Consider the following 16,198-nt stretch of genomic DNA (forward strand, 5'->3'; position numbering starts at 1 on the left):
AAAATTTTAAAATACTTAAAAGCAATATTATTTTCACAGACATCATGAAATATCTCATGCAGGATCTTTTACAGTGTGCGTAAAATAAAACACCCCGAAGGCAGAACCAAATATTCTACCTTTTGAGGTGTTTTGATTAGTCTCAGTTAACGTGATACATTAACTCTTATGGGTTTAGAAACCAGATTCCATTCTTCACCGATCATATCAAATGTGTGGATCGCGAAGACATCGGCTTGTCCAGGCGACAACGCGGTTATGGTGTTCTTATTCACGTCAACAACATTCAAGTTCCCCTCAGTAAACAAGGTCGTTTCGATGTTTTTCTTTTTATCTGCTCGATAATTTACAAATGTTTTAGCTTTGATTGTTGCAGATTTGCCAACTTTGAGGTTACGCTTCTTGATAGGTGTCTCAATGATTGTTGGTGCATCTGTAAGCCATTGTGTGTAATCAGTAATCGGTCCAATGAGACCTTTTTTCAACAGGTCTTCAAGTGGCGGCTGTGAACGGAAAGTCCAATGCATACTGATCATGCCGCGTTGTCTAAGATAAGTAACAGACTCCTCCGAAAGGCTGCGATGACTAGAATTTAGTCTTGCACCAATTGCAGTTGCATAATTCATCATTTGTTGCGCATCTTCTACTCTCGCCTCAGGGGTGGCAGCTACTGACGAAGAATACAAATAACCAACACTCATTTCGGGAGCTATTTCTCTGAACTTCTTGACATGTTCAACGGAAAAGCTTTGCAAGACCACTTTATCTTCAATTCCTGCATCTTTTATCTCTTGTAAAACCGCTTCTTCAATATTGTCTGCTTTTAATTCGACCAGTAGTACTACGTCTTTCTTCTTGAAACCATCTAGGAACTCTTTGAATGTTGGCACTTTTTCTCCTTCAAAATCTGGACCGAAAATAATTCCTGCATCTAATTGTCGAATTTCATTCAATGTCAAATCTGATACTTTTCCTGTACCATTTGTTGTTCGATTAACGGTGCTGTCATGCATAATGATCAAGTGCCCATCTTTTGTTTGTTGAATATCTGTTTCAATTAAGTCTGCACCTAAGTCATAGGCCAAATTGTATCCAGCCATAGTATTTTCCGGTGCTAATGATGGCACTCCACGATGGGCAACTACGATGGGGCGCTGAACCAATGTCTTTTCCGGATATTGGCTAAATGCATTAACAGTCGATGACGGACTCGATGTAACGATTCCATCTACACCATTATGGATCAAAGAGTGTATATCATCTCCGATACCCCATACCGCAATTGCGCGTGCATGAAAGAAATGAACAGTGTCAGTTGTAATTAATTTTTCCGGAAGAGCTACAGTCATTGAATTTGTCAAATTCGCATCTTCAACAAGCTTTTGCAAATCATGCTTGTTTAGGTGATTTTTTTCATATAATACAGTTCCGCGTACTGTAGGATGTGCTTCCTTAATTTCTCTAATTATGTCAAGGTTTGATGACAGTACATGGGCATCGTTTATGGACGCTGAATCCAAAACATCAATAACACCAGGGACCGCATTAACATCCTCGACTTTTATAACAGGAATAAACTTTCCACGGATTTCATCAAGAAGGTCTGTCAATAGTTGATCTCCAACTGATATGTCACCGCTTTCATTTAGTTCAGCAGGAAGCAACGTTGAGGAAACCCCTTCCAACTGTGAGATTTCGTTTGGAATATAACTGGATATAACCGTTGGCGCATTCAGCATATTGGTTTCAGGTTCATCAGGTAAGAAAGCATTATTATCTTCCATGGGCGGCAAATCTTCTGTCCTCGTCTTTACAAGTACATTGTCAAATTCAACAGTTGCCCCGGAAACCTGGAAGCCAAGATCACCTTCATACCATGTATCTGCCAAGTCCGTATCAATTACCAATTGTCCATTAACAAAGTGCTGAACACGATTATCTTTTACGATCACCTTCAAACGGTGTGTATCACCATATTGAAAGTCTTCAGGGTAGAAGGTTTTTTCTGGAACATTCCAGGAATTGGATTCTGTCCGAATGGCGAATTCCAAACCATTAAGGGCGGAAGTACCACGTCGTACAGCAAACTGGTAATAAGGGTAATCCTCATTTTGAACACGGTACATCAATGAAGCCCAGCGAGCGTCATTTACAGCGGATTTAAATGTCATATCAGCTTCAAATACATAATCACCAGTGCCCTTAGGCATTGGAATTAGAACACGAGATGGATTAGAAATATTCGGTGATGTTAATAAAAGTTTGCTGTCAGTTACTTCTGCGTTTCCTTGAATCACATTCCAATTCTCAGGCATGGTACCCTGATCAAAGTTTTCATCAATTAACTTCTCTCCACTCGCTGAAGCAAACTGTTTCTCTACTGTACTAAAACCCAAAAAAACGATTGCTGCCATAGATACAATCCATACCATTTTTTTAAACAACCAAACGCCTCCTTTATTTTTAAGAAATCTATGCAGGTATCTAGGGGTGATGTTAAAAACGAATAGACTTTAGAAGTGTCACCTCCTCTAAAATTTGGCAGAAAAAGAGAAGTTGCCGAAAATAGCCCTGTCTATAACAAGGGTATTTTGCTTGGCAACTTCTCCTCGACTCCACCAAAATATGAACTTACATATAGACTACTACCAATTAATTGTTTGGTCTATAGGAAAAAGGTAGTGTTTTCTGAATTTTGAAAGTAGTAGTTTAGTAGGAAGCAATAGAAACTTGAAGCTTATTATTCCAGTGTTGAAGTACGCTTACCACCAACATTCCTTCTTAGAATTGCTTCCTCGCTATTTAATGTTGAGTCTAAAGTTTCATAACACTGTCTATACTGGGTAAAAACTATAAAATTACCCAGGAGATGATTCGTTATGCAAGATTTTCAAGAGCGGTATGATGTGTTTCAGTCAGCACTGGAAATACCTGAACCATGGTACGTATTTCATCATGAACTGGCCAAAGAAGAAAACACGTTGCACATTTATATTGAATATAGGTCAGGGGCCGAATTTTCCTGCCCCAACTGCGGTAAATCTGGATGTAAAGTTCATGATACCCTGGATCAAGATCGGACATGGAGACACCTTGATTTCTGGCAGTATCAAACCCTGCTTCGGGCAAGAATGCCACGAGTAAAGTGCGATGCTTGTGGTAAAATACGTACAGTGCACATTGACTGGGCACGCTCTGGTGCCGGATTTTCCTTTCTTTTTGAACAACATCTTTTATCGTTAATGATTGAGATGCCTGTTGCCGCAGTCGCTCGTAAAGTTGGTGAACATGATACTCGCCTTTGGCGTGTGTTTAATTATTATGTCAATAAAGCAATGGAAGACATGGATATATCGGAATTAAAGCGCGTTGCCATGGATGAAACGTCTCGCGCCAAAGGGCATAAATATATCACGCTTTTTATTGATATGGACACAAAACGCTTGATATTTGCCACCAAAGGAAAAGGCGCGGACGTTCTACAGGATTTCTGCCTCCATCTTGATCATAAAGGGGTCTCACGCTCCCAAATTGAGGATATCTGTTGTGATATGTCTCCATCATTTATATCAGGTATTGAAAAGAACTTCCCAAATGCTTCAATTACTTTCGATAAATTTCATGTAATGAAATTGGTCAATGAAGCGTTGGATCAAGTACGTAGAGAAGAACAAGCAACACAACCGGAACTCAAAAATTCACGCTACGTATGGTTGAAAAACCAGGGAAATCTAACTAAAAAGCAGGAAGCTCAATTTCAAAAACTCAAGGACATGGACTTAAAAACAGGACGCGCATACCGCATGAAGTTATCGCTTCAAAACATGTGGACACGGTCTTACATTATTTCCAAACTCTACTTTAACGAATGGTACAATTGGGCAACACGTTCCCAACTTAAACCAATGATTGATGCCGCCAAATCTTTAAAGAGGCACCAGGATGGTATCTTAAGGTGGTTCGAAAGTAAGATGACCAACGGTCTGATTGAAGGGACTAACAGTCTGATTCAAGCGGCCAAAAGAAAAGCCCGAGGTTATCGTACAGCCGAGAATTTTATTGCCATGGCATATGCGACAGTCAATAAGCTGGATTTGATCAAACAATCATGACTGCAGTTATTCCTTTGTTTGCTTGACGACCACTACCTTGTATGCATTAGAGCTTGTCAAGTGGGTTCCTTGACTAGCTCTAATGCATACAAGACAATGCAAGCCGCAAACAAGGAATGATAGGTTCGCAGTGTTACTACTATTTTGTTTTTTCAATACTAAATAGCGAAGAGCCTTAGAATTTAACTTATATTGTGAATAACTAAACTAAACCCAGTTTCCTATCATAATAGTTTAACACCCTAACATTTATTGTTGAGCCTAAAAAACGCACCCTCACATATACACGAGGATGCGTTCATAATTCCCTATAACATTCTAACGCTCTTCAAGTAGCCTAACGCCTTGAAGCTTACTCAGTTTCCCCAACCCATTCATCAATCAGATCCTGATTATCATCTATCCAGTTCTGGGCGCCTTCTTCTTCTGATTCAGCTTCATTCAGTTCCGCCATGAGGCTGCCAAGCTGGTCGTCATTGAGTTTGAAGTTATCAAACCATTCAACGACCTCAGGATATTCGTCTTCAAATCCCAGGCGAATCCCATAATGAATATCTTCTTGGTCACCGTAGATGTTTTTGTCGTCTTCAAGTAATTTTAAATCCATTTCTGCAAACACCCAATGTGGCTTCCAGAGCGTGACAACTATCGGTTCTTCGTCTGCCATTTTCTTCTGTAATTCCGAAATCATGGCTGGTTCAGATGAGGAGACCAAGTTGTAATCGAGCCCGTATTCCTCGATCACATCCCCAGTCAACTCCATAATGCTTGAACCAGGGTCAATGCCGATGATTTCGGAGTCCAATTTCGCTTCCATGCCTTTTAAATCTTCAATGCTGTTGATGTCTTCCATATACTCTGGAACAGCTAAAGCTAAATCCGTCCCTTCATACCATGGCTCACGCAAATCGATTTTATCTTCATGTTTTTCGTAGTATGGTTTATCGGTTATTGGCATCCAGATTTCCATACCGATATCAACATCTTTTTGAGATAATCCTTCATAAAGGATCGCTTTTTCGACGGCTTTGAGGTCAACCTCGTAGCCTTTATTCTCTAAAATGATTTTCCACATGTTAGACACAGCGACGTTTTCAGCCCAGTTGTTCATTCCAATCGTAATAGGTGCTTTATCTTCTGGTTTTGCGTCGTTTCCATTTGCGCCGTCATTGGCATTTTCGTCTCCGCTACAAGCAGCAAGTACTAAAATCATTCCTAATAATGTAGTGAAAAGTAGTTTTTTAATATTTTTCATAAAAAATCCCCCTTTTGTATGTCAGTTCCGTTTATTTTAAAAGTCTTTCTTCAAATGGGAATGAAGAAAAGTTTTCCACGCCATCACTTGTGACGAGTAGTTGTTCTTCAAGTTTCACGCCTTCTTTTCCGCCGGGTGAACCAATATAGCTTTCAACAGAAATGACCATGTTTTCTTCAATGATCCCATCATAACCAACTTGGTCAAAATCCTGAGGATGGACAATGTATGGATATTCGCCACTCAACCCTGTTCCATGGGCAACGGTAAAATAACGATTTGGGACGAATTCTTCAGGTATTTTCCAGCTTTTATCGGAGTACTCTTTAAAAGTCATTCCCGGTTTAAGCAAATCGATATTATATTGAACCTGTTCATAGGCTAATTGATAAAGGCGTTTTTGTTCATCTGTCGGTGGGCGTTCGCCACAGTAAAATGTTCGGCTGATGTCTGTGAAATACCCGAATGGTCCGTTCATGTCGGTGTCGAATCCTACCAGATCACCTTCCTGGATGACTCTGTCACTACATTCCTGAAACCATGGATTCGTTCTTTCCCCTGAACTTAGCAAACGGGTTTCAACGTAATCTCCACCTTGCGCGATGTTGACTTGATGAAGATAAGACCATAATTCATTCTCAGTGATACCAGGCTGCAAATTCTCAACCATGCGAATCATGCCCGCTTCAGCTGTTCTGACCGATATTTTCATGGCGTCAATTTCTTCGGGGGACTTGATGCTTCGTGCATGCTCAACAGGTTCCTGTCCGTCAACGACGCGCATGCCTTCTTTCGCTAAAGCAATTGCACCTGCAGGATTGATGCGATCGATAGCGATTTTGTTATTATCTCCTGCATATTGACGCATAAGATCAGCTATTTCCTGTGCCCATTGCTTGGATACACTTTCAAGATGTTCTCCAGAGGCGACGTAGGACATGGTTAATGCCGGGCGCACTTCGTCTATGGTTTCTATTCCTTCTGATAGATGTTCGCAATTCGGGAAGTCGAATAAAACGACGGGGCCTTCCGTGGGAATAAATGTATAACGGGCGGGGTTACGTAACATAAACACTTGCATGTTACGGCTACCAGTAGCGTATCGCAAATTCACCGGATCAAAAAGCACGATCCCACCATACTCTAATGATTTTAACTGTTCACGAACACGATTCAGACGATATTGACGCATTCTTGCTAAGTCTATTTGTGTTTTGTCATGACGAATGCTATTAATTTTTTCCAAAAAAGTCACCTCACAAAATGTTAATTCCTGTCTTTGAAGACGTAACTTATTATAACATGTATCAATCATATTGCAACATGTTATTCAATACGTGTCCTAGGTGGGAGGTGATCGATACGTTATTCGTAACCGATTTCGATGCGATAATTAAAGTGTTCAGGCAGGTATTTTGTTTTTGAAAACTCGATCGGCTGGCGGTCAGTGCCAAGGGTCACACGGTTAATACCGATTAACGGATCCCCGCATGAAATACCCAATAAGTCCGCTTCATGTTGATTGACTAATGAAGCAGTCACATCTTCTTTGATATTTGAGTATGTCACGCCATTCATACCGAGCAGAGGGAAAATATCAAACCATGAAGCTGCTTTCTCTTCAATCAGGTGACCAATCTTGGCGGGGGTATAGAGCTGCTGAATACCGATTGGGACGTCATCTGCCAAGCGGACACGTTCAAGAAAGTATATGGATTTGTTTTCTTGTTTTAATTGATGTTGCGCATAATAATGGTCAGATACATACTGTGATCTTAGAACTTTAGCAGAAAAGTCCGTACCGAGTTCATGGTGAACAATTCCCGGGTTTTCCATTTTATCATTAGGGGTTGTTTTTATACGTGCAACAGCCCCGCGGCGGGTTTCAATAATGCCTTCCTGTGTCAAATCACGAATGGCCTGCCGAATCGTTGTACGGCTTACATTAAACTGTTGCATCAGATCGCCTTCAGAAGGAAGCGGGTCCCCAGGCATCCATTCCTGATTTTTTATTCTTGCCATTAACTTCCCTTTTATTTGCACATACAGGGGGATTTTTCGCTGTTCTTTAGCCATTATGTCAACTCCTGAAAATATAATCATAGACGACACTGCCACTTTGAGGTCGTTGTGATGTTAGCAACTTTATTCTACTTGACCCTCGTTTTATTGTCTAACGAAGCACCGGAAGCAGGATTCGACAAAATTCGGGAAGTGACAGGCACTACATGGGTGAGTGTCATGGATTTAAGATTATTTCTTGCGATGTAATCGGCAACTCCTTTTTCACACAGTTAAATTTTTACGGAATCGGACTTTATGATACGAAATTAAGACATCCATCCGGTGGGCTACGAGGGGAGATATGGCTTCAAGGGAGGATGTGCATGTGAAAAAGATAAAAGTGAGTTGGCGTATACGAAGGCGTTTCTGAATATGGAGAAATTGTAGCCTATTACTTCCCGCAATTAAAGCTGATCTTCCTCAGACAGTTCCAAATGACGCTTCATGCGATAGTAGTGGATCTTGCTTGGATAGCAGTACCTCTTCGTTGGATAGAAGCCGTTTTTGCTTGGATAGACCTCCCATCTCCTTTGATAGAAGCCTCCCTTGCTTGGATAGAATCCCTTCTTCGTGCGATAGAACGCGCGCTTCCTTTGATAGCCATTTTGATCATGCATTAAAGAGCAAAAAAACGCCAAGAGAAACAGCAACATTCATCGAATGACTTTCCCCTTGTTCTTATGGCGATCCCAGCGTTTAAGTTGTTACCCGTGGTGTATCGTATCTTAAATACAAATTGATGGCTTATCATAATTATGATAAGCTTATACTATAAAAATGGAGAGTGGTAATATGCGCCACATTAGACCCATATCTGATTTACGAAATCACTTTGCGGATAATTCCAAAACAGTTCATGAAGATCAAGAACCTGTCTATCTTACAAAAAATGGCTACGGTGATATGGATGTCATGAGTATTGAAGCTTATGAACAAAAGCTGTTTGAAAGTGACATATATCAGAAGCTGAAAGAAGCAGAGTTAGATGCAAAATCGACTCAAACACGACACACGCACGAAGATGTTTTTCATAGTATACGAAAAGGACTTTCCGAAAAAAGTGGTGGTGAAAATGTATAAAATTAAATATCTTCCAATCGCTAAAAAGGATTTGCTAGAGATAACAAGATATATTAAGGATGAGTTGCATGATTCATTGGCAGCATGAACTTGATTGACGCTTTCGATTCGTCCATTTCGCGTATCAGGAATTCCCATATTCCTGCAAGGTTTATCAGTCAACTGCTCAACTGGATACAGAATACAGAGTTCTCACTGTTAAAAAATATTTGGTATTCTATACTGTACTCGAACACCAGGTAGAAATTCATAGAATCATTTATGCTAATTAAATAGTGGTATGTATATGTCTCGTTAGCAAGCGAAAATGCCAGTCCCTCATCATAACGCAAGCTAAAACACCAGCTCACGTTTTTATGAGCTGGTGTCTTTATTTAAGCAGTTGCCAAATCTGGTTTGTGTGTCTTGTTGTGTTTTCTATTGCCAATATGTCTTTTTAGAAATGGCATTGCCCAGCGGTCTAAACCGTAACGACCTGCATTGGCTCCGGCGATGATCAGGAAAATGGTAAGCAGGACCATTTGTGCATTCGTGCTAACTGTACCACTGAACAAGAAAGCAAAGTTCATTGTGATGCCCATAAGTGCGGCGAAATTCGTAAATAAACCAAGTATAAGAGCGATTCCTACTAACACTTCACCCCAAGCGACCATAAAGCTAAATACACCTGCATTCGGCAAGGCAACATTTTCTAAAAAAACAGCCCACCAGCCTTGTACGGCAGGGTGCTCTCCACCCGCGCCCGCGATGGCCCCTTGGATAAAACCACTTGCATCAAAACCGGCACTCACTTTCCCAAGTCCCGCAGTCAGCCAAGCTAAACCAATATAAATGCGAACAAATGCTAAAATCCCTGCGACAATTTTATTATTGCGAATGACGTTCATGATCATGGTCCCCATCTCCTTTTTCCAACATCATGCTCAACACTTCACATTATGTTGTATAAAATTTCTTTACACCTATATTATATACACATTAGCACCGTGTGTATATACATTTGTTCACAGTTTCACAATGTTGTAACATATATAGTTTTGGAAACTATCCCCCGCACACCACTCAAGCGGTTCATCGAGCGATAAATAAATCATCATTGTGCCTGGGCCATGTGTATAGCACTCAGCCTTTTTCGCCCGAATATACGACCCGTCGCCGAGATACACACCAAGGGCTCTTCCTTTTTACTTTAACCTGATCGACATGCGAATTGAGGGGTACATTGCCGCCCCGGGCTTCGATCTATTTCACAACGCTGTCGATCATTATTTGAATGCCGCACTTTTGAAATCACCATGCCATTACGCTGATTCAAGATCGATTCAAGAAACGGAAACACGGCACCATTCGACAAAGACCGGGAAGTGACAGGCACCTTTCGCCCGAAAGGTGCCTGTCACTTCCCGATTTTTATTTTTCATATTAAGCAATGTAATTCCTTTTCTTTCCCCCATCACTTAAACTGACTCTAAGATCTCTACGACAAGGAATGATTCCCATGAACTACTACACCGATGTGCTTCAATATAGAGGAAATCACTATGATTTTGGCTATTACCAAGGCGAATTGCTAAAGCATTCTCCAATTATCTCTAACCGTCAAAAACAATGGGGGCCAAAGAAAGATCGCCATTTTATTGTTGATGAAAAACTTTATGGACGTATTATGGGTAAGTTTTCTCCTGCTATCTTGGAAGAAATTCACGGGCTTGCGGATGCGCTTGAGATGAATCTCACGGAGGCATACCGGCTGTTTGGCGGTTATTATCGTGAGTTTGTTCGAAGTGGGTGTTCGATTTTTGCGGATCCGGATTTTATGGTGCGAAATTATGACAGTCATCCGGTGGGCTATGAGGGAAGATATGTGTTTTATCAGCCCACTGATCAGGGTTATGCGGTTCTCGGGCCGTCGATGCAGATCACTGGCCGTATTGACGGGATGAATGAAAAGGGGCTTGTGCTCGGTTATAACTTCACCCATAGCAAAAAATCAGGTGACGGATTTCTGTGCAATATGATTGGGCGGATCATTTTGGAGAATTGCGCAAATGTGGACGAGGCGATCGACTTACTGAAGGAACTGCCCCACCGGCACTCATTCAGCTATGTGATTTTGGATCCCGATGGTGAGTCCTATGTCGTGGAGGCTTCTCCGCGAGAGGTTGTGGCACGGCAGTCGAATGTGTGCACCAATCATTTTCACGTGCTCGATGAGGAAAATCGCTACCGACAAGCGGAAACGAGACAGCGTGAGGAGACCATTCTGGAGCAGCAACAGCACGCGACAAATCCGCTGCAGGCGTTTCAAGTCATGAACGATCCGCAATATGATGTTTTTTCAAAGAAATACGATGCATCGGCTGGCACGATTCATACAGCTGCTTATTTTCCAAAAGAAATGAAAGCTTGGTTTGCGATCGGTCCCAATCGTATGCCTGTTATTTTTGACTTTGAAAAATGGCTTCGGGGGAAGGACGTGCATGTGAAACGGATTAAAGGTGAGTTGGCTTATATGAGGGCGTTTGTGATTATGCGAGAATTGTAGGTTATCATTTTCCCGTTATGTCTGGGATAATCCCAACCGACGCTTCGTGCGATAGAAGTGGATCTTGCTTGGATAGCGGCACCTCTTCGTTTGATAGAATCCATTATTGCTTGGATAGAATCCCCAGCTCCTTTGATAGAAGCCGCGCTTGCTTGGATAGAACCCTTCTTCGTGCGATAGACCGCGTACTTCCTTTGATAGCCACTTTCAAACATTTATGACGAGATGGATCAGAATAAGATGATTAAATAGTAGCATGTATATGTTGCCTCATTAGCAAAAGTCATGAACGACAAAGGAAGCACGAGTACCGTCCCCATGCTTCCTCGAGGACGGTTCCCACACTTCATTTTCGACAAAATTCGGGGAGTGACAGGCACTTTCTATCTATCACCTAATCTTCGTTTATTCAAGGAACTCTACCACCAATCAGTATCAACACACCGAAACTTTTGATATAATCTTCATAGAATGGTATTTGAAAGGAGCAACCTGCAATGGCCTGGTTCTTTGGGAAAAAAGAGAAAGCACCTGATCCTGTTATTGATGAAATAAACGCCTTAAAACAGCAATCACATACAACAGAAGACAAACTTACAAGCCTTGAACAACACATGCAGAAATTAACCAGACTACAATATAAAACAAGTAAATCCATGGAAGACAAGCTGGACCATTTAGTGGCAAAGCAGACCAAACAACAGTCCAAAACGTCTGATCACACTACTCAGCACCAGCTCGTCAGCCATTTAATCAGTCAAATCGATGACATGGATATGGTCTATAATCAACTGTCCAATGATCCTCAATGGGCCGGATTGCTGGAAAAATGGATTGAATCATCACTAAAGACGCTCGCAACGATTGGCATAACGGAAACGATTCAAATAGGAAATACCTTTGACCCTAGTCGCGCTGAGGCGGTCGAAACCATTCCACCGACTGGACAGCACCAGCCTTTTGAAATCAGTGCCATTCACAAACGCGGCTTTGCCTATGCGGATGGATCGATCTATCGAAAAGCACAGGTCACAACCGTAAAAGAGGAGGACAAATCATGACACAAGATGCGACAACCAATCAATCTTTTCGCCCCATCATTGGCATTGACCTGGGGACGACCAACTCGGCCGCTGCCTACATACATAACCAAAATCCAGCCATGCTTGAGATGAACAATGCTTCATTCATGCTGCCTTCAGTCGTGTTACGTGATCCAAATGGTCAGGTGATTGTCGGTGATGATGCCAGGAGCGCGCTTGTGGCCATGCCCCAGTACACCAAATCAGCCGTCAAACGGGAGATGGGCCAGGATACACGCATTGAGCTGGGGAACCAATCCTACAGACCTGAAGAAATTTCCGCCATGATTCTGAAGGAAATTAAAAAGCAAGTTGAAAGCCAGCTCTCAGAAGGGGAAATTGAAGCGGTCATCACTGTCCCAGCTTATTTTACAAACCAGCAGCGCCAGGCAACCAAAGAAGCCGGTGAACTGGCCGGATTCGTTGTGGAGCGCATTATCAACGAACCAACTGCTGCTGCGCTGGCTTATGGCATACAGAACATGAAAAACGACGGTCATATACTCGTCTATGATCTTGGTGGCGGGACATTTGATGTCTCTGTCGTCGAGCTTATGGACGGCATTCTTGAAGTCAAAGCTTCTGCCGGTAACCACCGATTGGGGGGTGAAGATTTTGACTGGGCACTTGTGGACTGGTTCGCTGAAAAAGTAATCGATGAACATCAGATCGATCCTAGAGAAGAACCGCGGGCAAAAGCTCGATTGAAAGAAGAAGCGGAGCATGTGAAAAAGCAATTATCTTTTAAAGAAGCCGTTGATGTTTCCATCCCGGTTGCTACTGTCAGTGGCAACCGTCCAATCGGCCTGGAAACAACCATTACGCAGGAGCAGTTTGTCCATTTGATCAAACCGTTCCTCGCTGAAACTCAATATAATCTTGAATATGTCTTGGAAGAAGCCGGGCTCGCCCGCGCAGACATTGATGACGTCATCCTCGTTGGCGGATCGACCAGAATTCCCAACGTTCAAAAACTTGTAACGGATTTCTTTGGCAAGACCCCGCATTCTGAGATCAACCCGGACGAGGCAGTTGCACTCGGGGCTGCCGTTCAGGCTGGCATCAAAGCTGGAACACTTCAAGACAGCGGACTGATCATTACCGACGTTGCCCCTTTTTCCATGGGTGTTGCAGTAGCGGGAGAAATTGAGCGCGAGCTGGTCCCAGGGCAGTTTCACGCAATTATCGATCGAAACACAACAATCCCTGTTACACGGACACACACCTTTTCAACGACGTTCGATCATCAAACAGCTGTCACTGTTGAAATTTACCAGGGGGAAAATGACTGGGTCACAGATAATTACTTCCTAAATGAATTTTCACTCGAAGGACTTCCAGCAAAACCAGCCGGACATGAAGCCGTTGACATCACATTCCGCTATAACATTAATGGCATTCTGGAAGTCACTGCCAAGAATGCGTCCAGTGGCAATGAAATGACCGTGACAATCGAGGATGCTATTGATCGCAGTTCGGATGATGCGTTTGCAGACAGTCTTGCCAATATTGAAGCTGCTTATGGACAAGGGGCCGACAATACCCAGCAACTTGATCATTGGAGCGAAATCGATGTAACAGATGCGATGGAATCCCATGCTGATTTGCTCAAAGAAGCACGTGATTGGAAAGACCGCTTGCAAGAAGCGTTCAACAGTAATGTTGACAACGATCAAAGCGCCTCATTGCAAGATGTGATCAACCAACTGGACGCCGCGATCCAATCCAAGAATGCCATAACACTGAACGACGCAATCGAAAACGCGATTGACCTGGCAATCAATCTGGAGCTTTAAGGAGGGCCTGCCAATGTCGAAGCAAGACCAAAGCTATTATAAAATCCTGGGCACTACCGCAAACATTAGCCAGCGTCGCATTAAAGAAAAGTATATTAGCGCCGTCAAACAACATCCACCGGAAACAGATCCCGAGCAATTTGAAAAAATACGCGAAGCCTATGACACATTAAAAGACCCTGTTAAACGTAAACAATACGATCTATCGCGCAAGTACGGCGGCGACATTGAAAAAATGCTGGAGAAGGCTGACAAACTGACCATCAATGAAAACTACGAAAAAGCGGAAAAAGTACTCCTTGACGTATTGCAGATTGATCCGGATATCTTGAGCGCACAACTTGGTGTCATATTCGTCCGATTACGTCTCAACCAAATCAACAAGGCACATCAGATGTTGGAAAAGCTGCTGTCCTCACCAGCTTTGTATGAAGATGAAGACCTTACACCCGCCATGGTGTACGCCGCTTTCGGCAAGGTCTTGATAGACCTCGGTCACATCGATGAAGCGATTCATTTTTTGGAGCAAGGGGTTGAACAATTCTCTGATGAAGGCCGTGAAATAAATGACCTATTAACAATTACTTATTTAGATACTGGTCAGGATCAAAAAGCCATAGAAACCGCTGAAAAAAACGTACCGCCAGCAGACCTCCAACCATCTATTGATGATTTTGACCGTTACGTTAACTGGTTGTATGCCATTCTTAATACCAACAGTTGGCCAGAACTTTCAAAAGTGAAGGCCCGTTTTCGGAAGTACTTGAAAAATCTGCAGGACCCTCAAGAACGCGAAGAAGCATTTTCGGTGCTTTCAACCGAATATGTAGAATTGTCCGAAGTTTATCGTTACCGGGATGCAGAAGTCTTTTTGGAACTGGCAACCGTCACTAATCCACAGGACCAGGACGCAAAAAGCGCTCTAAAAGAAGCCAAACAATTAGCCCGTGCCGAAAAAGAAATCGGCAAACTCGTTGGGGATGAAACCATTTTTCCACTGATGATCTATCATAGCGTTCATTGGTTTTATAATGACGACGATTATCCCCTGGTTCGTGAACTTGATTATCTGTTCAATTCGGAGGCCATTAACGCACTAAAAGCAGAAACAGACTTTTACGCTGCAGGTATTCTAAAGCTGCAAAAAAACTATCCCGTCTTATATAATATGTTCAAGTCTGAATGGGACGCATTATACCAAGACCTCACTAAACACATGAACCGCGAAGCCAAACGCGAATTGAAAAAACTGATGTAGCAGGCAGGGGAAGCATGGGGACGGTACTCGCGCTTCCTTTTTTCGACAAAATTCGGGAAGTGACAGTCACTTCCCGAATTTTATTTCAAGTAATTATTTTCCTGTTCTTCCTTGGATAGTGCCAACCGATGCTTCGTGCGATAGAAGAGGATCTTGCTTGGATAGCAGCGCTTCTTCGTTTGATAGAATCCATTATTGCTTGGATAGAACCCTTTCTTCGTGCGATAGACCGCAGTCTTCCTTGGATAGCCACTTTGTTTATGCTTGATCAGATATGCTCATTAATAGTACTCACTTTTCATTGCTAAAAAACCACAAGGATGCCTATCATATAGGCATCCCCGTGATTTTCACTGTCAAAGAAAACATGTGGTAATGTGATTCACCCACACCATCCCCCCGCTCACTCCCCAATCTCCCACCCCACTTTCGCCCGAAACGCTTCATCCCGCAGCTTCTTCCTCACCTGTTTCCCCAGCTTTTCACAGCCTCGATTGAAGCCTTTTCAATCTGAGCAATCTCTTTCTGGGAAAGGTCCTCAATAATATACCCCTGGACCCATTTCCACTGGTTATCACTCAAATGCGCTTTCAAATTGCCCCAGAGTTTATTGTCATCGGGTAATGGCATGCTGTTGTCTAGCGCTGGGAGCGGGTACGATTGGGCATTCCGCGAGATATGGTTGCCATCCATGGCTACTTTGCGCTGCTCCTCGACCGCCTGCTCCTGCGCCTCGACACTGCGCGATTCACTGCGGATGCGGTCAATCAGCCGGTTCCTAATTGTGTAATTAAAATATGTCGCCATCGGTCCCTTGTCCGGGGCATATTTTTCATACGCATTCCACAACGCACACAGCCCTTCCTGAAAATATTCCTGATGCGGGTCCCGGATATTCAGCCGATGGATATGATAATGAATCCGCCGCTCGTTTTGCTTAAACACCTCTTCAAACGTAAATGATTGCTTTGGCTTCGACATATGCGCTTCCTCCAAATCGCTTCTT

General features: G+C 42.7%; 13 protein-coding genes. 7 read left to right on the top strand and 6 right to left on the bottom strand.

Annotated features, from left to right (window positions below; all coding sequences use genetic code 11):
- Positions 1-146: 146 nt before the first annotated feature.
- Positions 147-2,444 carry a glycerophosphodiester phosphodiesterase family protein gene (locus JNUCC1_RS04185; protein ID WP_156644275.1) on the bottom strand — a complete coding sequence of 766 codons (2,298 nt, stop codon included), beginning with the start codon at positions 2,442-2,444 and terminating at the stop codon, positions 147-149.
- 435 nt (positions 2,445-2,879) lie between these two features.
- Between JNUCC1_RS04185 and JNUCC1_RS04190 the strand changes: the two genes are divergently transcribed.
- The gene (locus JNUCC1_RS04190; RefSeq protein WP_156644276.1) at positions 2,880-4,112 is read left to right on the top strand and encodes an ISL3 family transposase; all 1,233 of its coding nucleotides are present in this window, start codon (positions 2,880-2,882) and stop codon (positions 4,110-4,112) included.
- Between the two features lie 352 nt (positions 4,113-4,464).
- Here JNUCC1_RS04190 and JNUCC1_RS04195 read toward each other — a convergent pair whose 3' ends face one another.
- The 3 genes from JNUCC1_RS04195 to JNUCC1_RS04205 all read right to left on the bottom strand — a co-directional run bounded on the left by JNUCC1_RS04195 (position 4,465) and on the right by JNUCC1_RS04205 (position 7,443).
- A complete protein-coding gene (locus JNUCC1_RS04195) occupies positions 4,465-5,367 on the bottom strand; it encodes a glycine betaine ABC transporter substrate-binding protein (RefSeq protein WP_156644277.1) in 903 nt (300 codons plus the stop codon).
- 31 nt (positions 5,368-5,398) lie between these two features.
- Positions 5,399-6,613: a M24 family metallopeptidase gene (locus JNUCC1_RS04200; protein ID WP_231746976.1), complete on the bottom strand. Its 1,215-nt coding sequence runs from the start codon at positions 6,611-6,613 to the stop codon at positions 5,399-5,401.
- A gap of 119 nt (positions 6,614-6,732) precedes the next feature.
- Complete coding sequence (locus JNUCC1_RS04205) at positions 6,733-7,443, bottom strand: GntR family transcriptional regulator (RefSeq protein ID WP_197431626.1); 711 nt, start codon at positions 7,441-7,443, stop codon at positions 6,733-6,735.
- A 57-nt stretch (positions 7,444-7,500) separates the two neighbouring features.
- Here JNUCC1_RS04205 and JNUCC1_RS04210 point away from each other — a divergent pair, with 57 nt between their 5' ends.
- Together JNUCC1_RS04210 and JNUCC1_RS04215 are read left to right on the top strand one after the other, a co-directional pair.
- A complete protein-coding gene (locus JNUCC1_RS04210; RefSeq protein ID WP_156644279.1) occupies positions 7,501-7,638 on the top strand; it encodes a hypothetical protein in 138 nt (45 codons plus the stop codon).
- A gap of 585 nt (positions 7,639-8,223) precedes the next feature.
- Positions 8,224-8,511, top strand: coding sequence for a type II toxin-antitoxin system Phd/YefM family antitoxin (locus JNUCC1_RS04215; RefSeq protein WP_156644280.1), 288 nt, complete (start codon positions 8,224-8,226; stop codon positions 8,509-8,511).
- Between the two features lie 374 nt (positions 8,512-8,885).
- On the opposite strand, the gene JNUCC1_RS04220 is transcribed toward JNUCC1_RS04215, so the two are convergent.
- A complete protein-coding gene (locus tag JNUCC1_RS04220; RefSeq protein WP_156644281.1) occupies positions 8,886-9,404 on the bottom strand; it encodes a DoxX family protein in 519 nt (172 codons plus the stop codon).
- A gap of 605 nt (positions 9,405-10,009) precedes the next feature.
- On the opposite strand from JNUCC1_RS04220, the gene JNUCC1_RS04225 reads away from it, so the two are divergent.
- The 4 genes from JNUCC1_RS04225 (at position 10,010) to JNUCC1_RS04240 (ending at position 15,192) form a co-directional block, all read left to right on the top strand.
- On the top strand, positions 10,010-11,056 hold the full coding sequence (locus JNUCC1_RS04225; protein ID WP_156644282.1) for a C45 family autoproteolytic acyltransferase/hydolase: 1,047 nt from the start codon (positions 10,010-10,012) through the stop codon (positions 11,054-11,056).
- 497 nt (positions 11,057-11,553) lie between these two features.
- Entirely contained in the window at positions 11,554-12,117 is a 564-nt protein-coding gene (grpE, locus tag JNUCC1_RS04230) for a nucleotide exchange factor GrpE (protein WP_156644283.1), read from the top strand.
- The gene (locus JNUCC1_RS04235; RefSeq protein ID WP_156644284.1) at positions 12,114-13,934 is read left to right on the top strand and encodes an Hsp70 family protein; all 1,821 of its coding nucleotides are present in this window, start codon (positions 12,114-12,116) and stop codon (positions 13,932-13,934) included. The genes grpE and JNUCC1_RS04235 overlap by 4 nt, the downstream gene beginning before the upstream one ends.
- A gap of 13 nt (positions 13,935-13,947) precedes the next feature.
- Positions 13,948-15,192, top strand: a complete 1,245-nt coding sequence (locus JNUCC1_RS04240; RefSeq protein WP_156644285.1) for a DnaJ domain-containing protein — start codon at positions 13,948-13,950, stop codon at positions 15,190-15,192.
- Positions 15,193-15,654: 462 nt separating this feature from the next.
- Here the strand turns inward: JNUCC1_RS04240 and JNUCC1_RS04245 are convergent, their stop codons facing one another.
- Complete coding sequence (locus JNUCC1_RS04245) at positions 15,655-16,173, bottom strand: sigma-70 family RNA polymerase sigma factor (protein WP_231746977.1); 519 nt, start codon at positions 16,171-16,173, stop codon at positions 15,655-15,657.
- Positions 16,174-16,198 lie beyond the last annotated feature (25 nt).

It is taken from the genome of Lentibacillus sp. JNUCC-1 (genome assembly GCF_009741735.1).
In the GTDB taxonomy this organism is placed as follows: domain Bacteria; phylum Bacillota; class Bacilli; order Bacillales; family Amphibacillaceae; genus Lentibacillus_B.

Bases quoted from the DNA above. Each gene is read 5' to 3' on its own strand.
- JNUCC1_RS04195 (WP_156644277.1), bottom strand. From the start codon at position 5,367: ATGAAAAATATTAAAAAACTACTTTTCACTACATTATTAGGAATGATT.
- JNUCC1_RS04235 (WP_156644284.1), top strand. From the start codon at position 12,114: ATGACACAAGATGCGACAACCAATCAATCTTTTCGCCCCATCATTGGC.
- JNUCC1_RS04210 (WP_156644279.1), top strand. From the start codon at position 7,501: ATGTTAGCAACTTTATTCTACTTGACCCTCGTTTTATTGTCTAACGAA.
- JNUCC1_RS04215 (WP_156644280.1), top strand. From the start codon at position 8,224: ATGCGCCACATTAGACCCATATCTGATTTACGAAATCACTTTGCGGAT.
- JNUCC1_RS04190 (WP_156644276.1), top strand. From the start codon at position 2,880: ATGCAAGATTTTCAAGAGCGGTATGATGTGTTTCAGTCAGCACTGGAA.
- JNUCC1_RS04240 (WP_156644285.1), top strand. From the start codon at position 13,948: ATGTCGAAGCAAGACCAAAGCTATTATAAAATCCTGGGCACTACCGCA.
- JNUCC1_RS04225 (WP_156644282.1), top strand. From the start codon at position 10,010: ATGAACTACTACACCGATGTGCTTCAATATAGAGGAAATCACTATGAT.
- JNUCC1_RS04245 (WP_231746977.1), bottom strand. From the start codon at position 16,173: ATGTCGAAGCCAAAGCAATCATTTACGTTTGAAGAGGTGTTTAAGCAA.
- JNUCC1_RS04220 (WP_156644281.1), bottom strand. From the start codon at position 9,404: ATGATCATGAACGTCATTCGCAATAATAAAATTGTCGCAGGGATTTTA.
- grpE (WP_156644283.1), top strand. From the start codon at position 11,554: ATGGCCTGGTTCTTTGGGAAAAAAGAGAAAGCACCTGATCCTGTTATT.
- JNUCC1_RS04205 (WP_197431626.1), bottom strand. From the start codon at position 7,443: ATGGCTAAAGAACAGCGAAAAATCCCCCTGTATGTGCAAATAAAAGGG.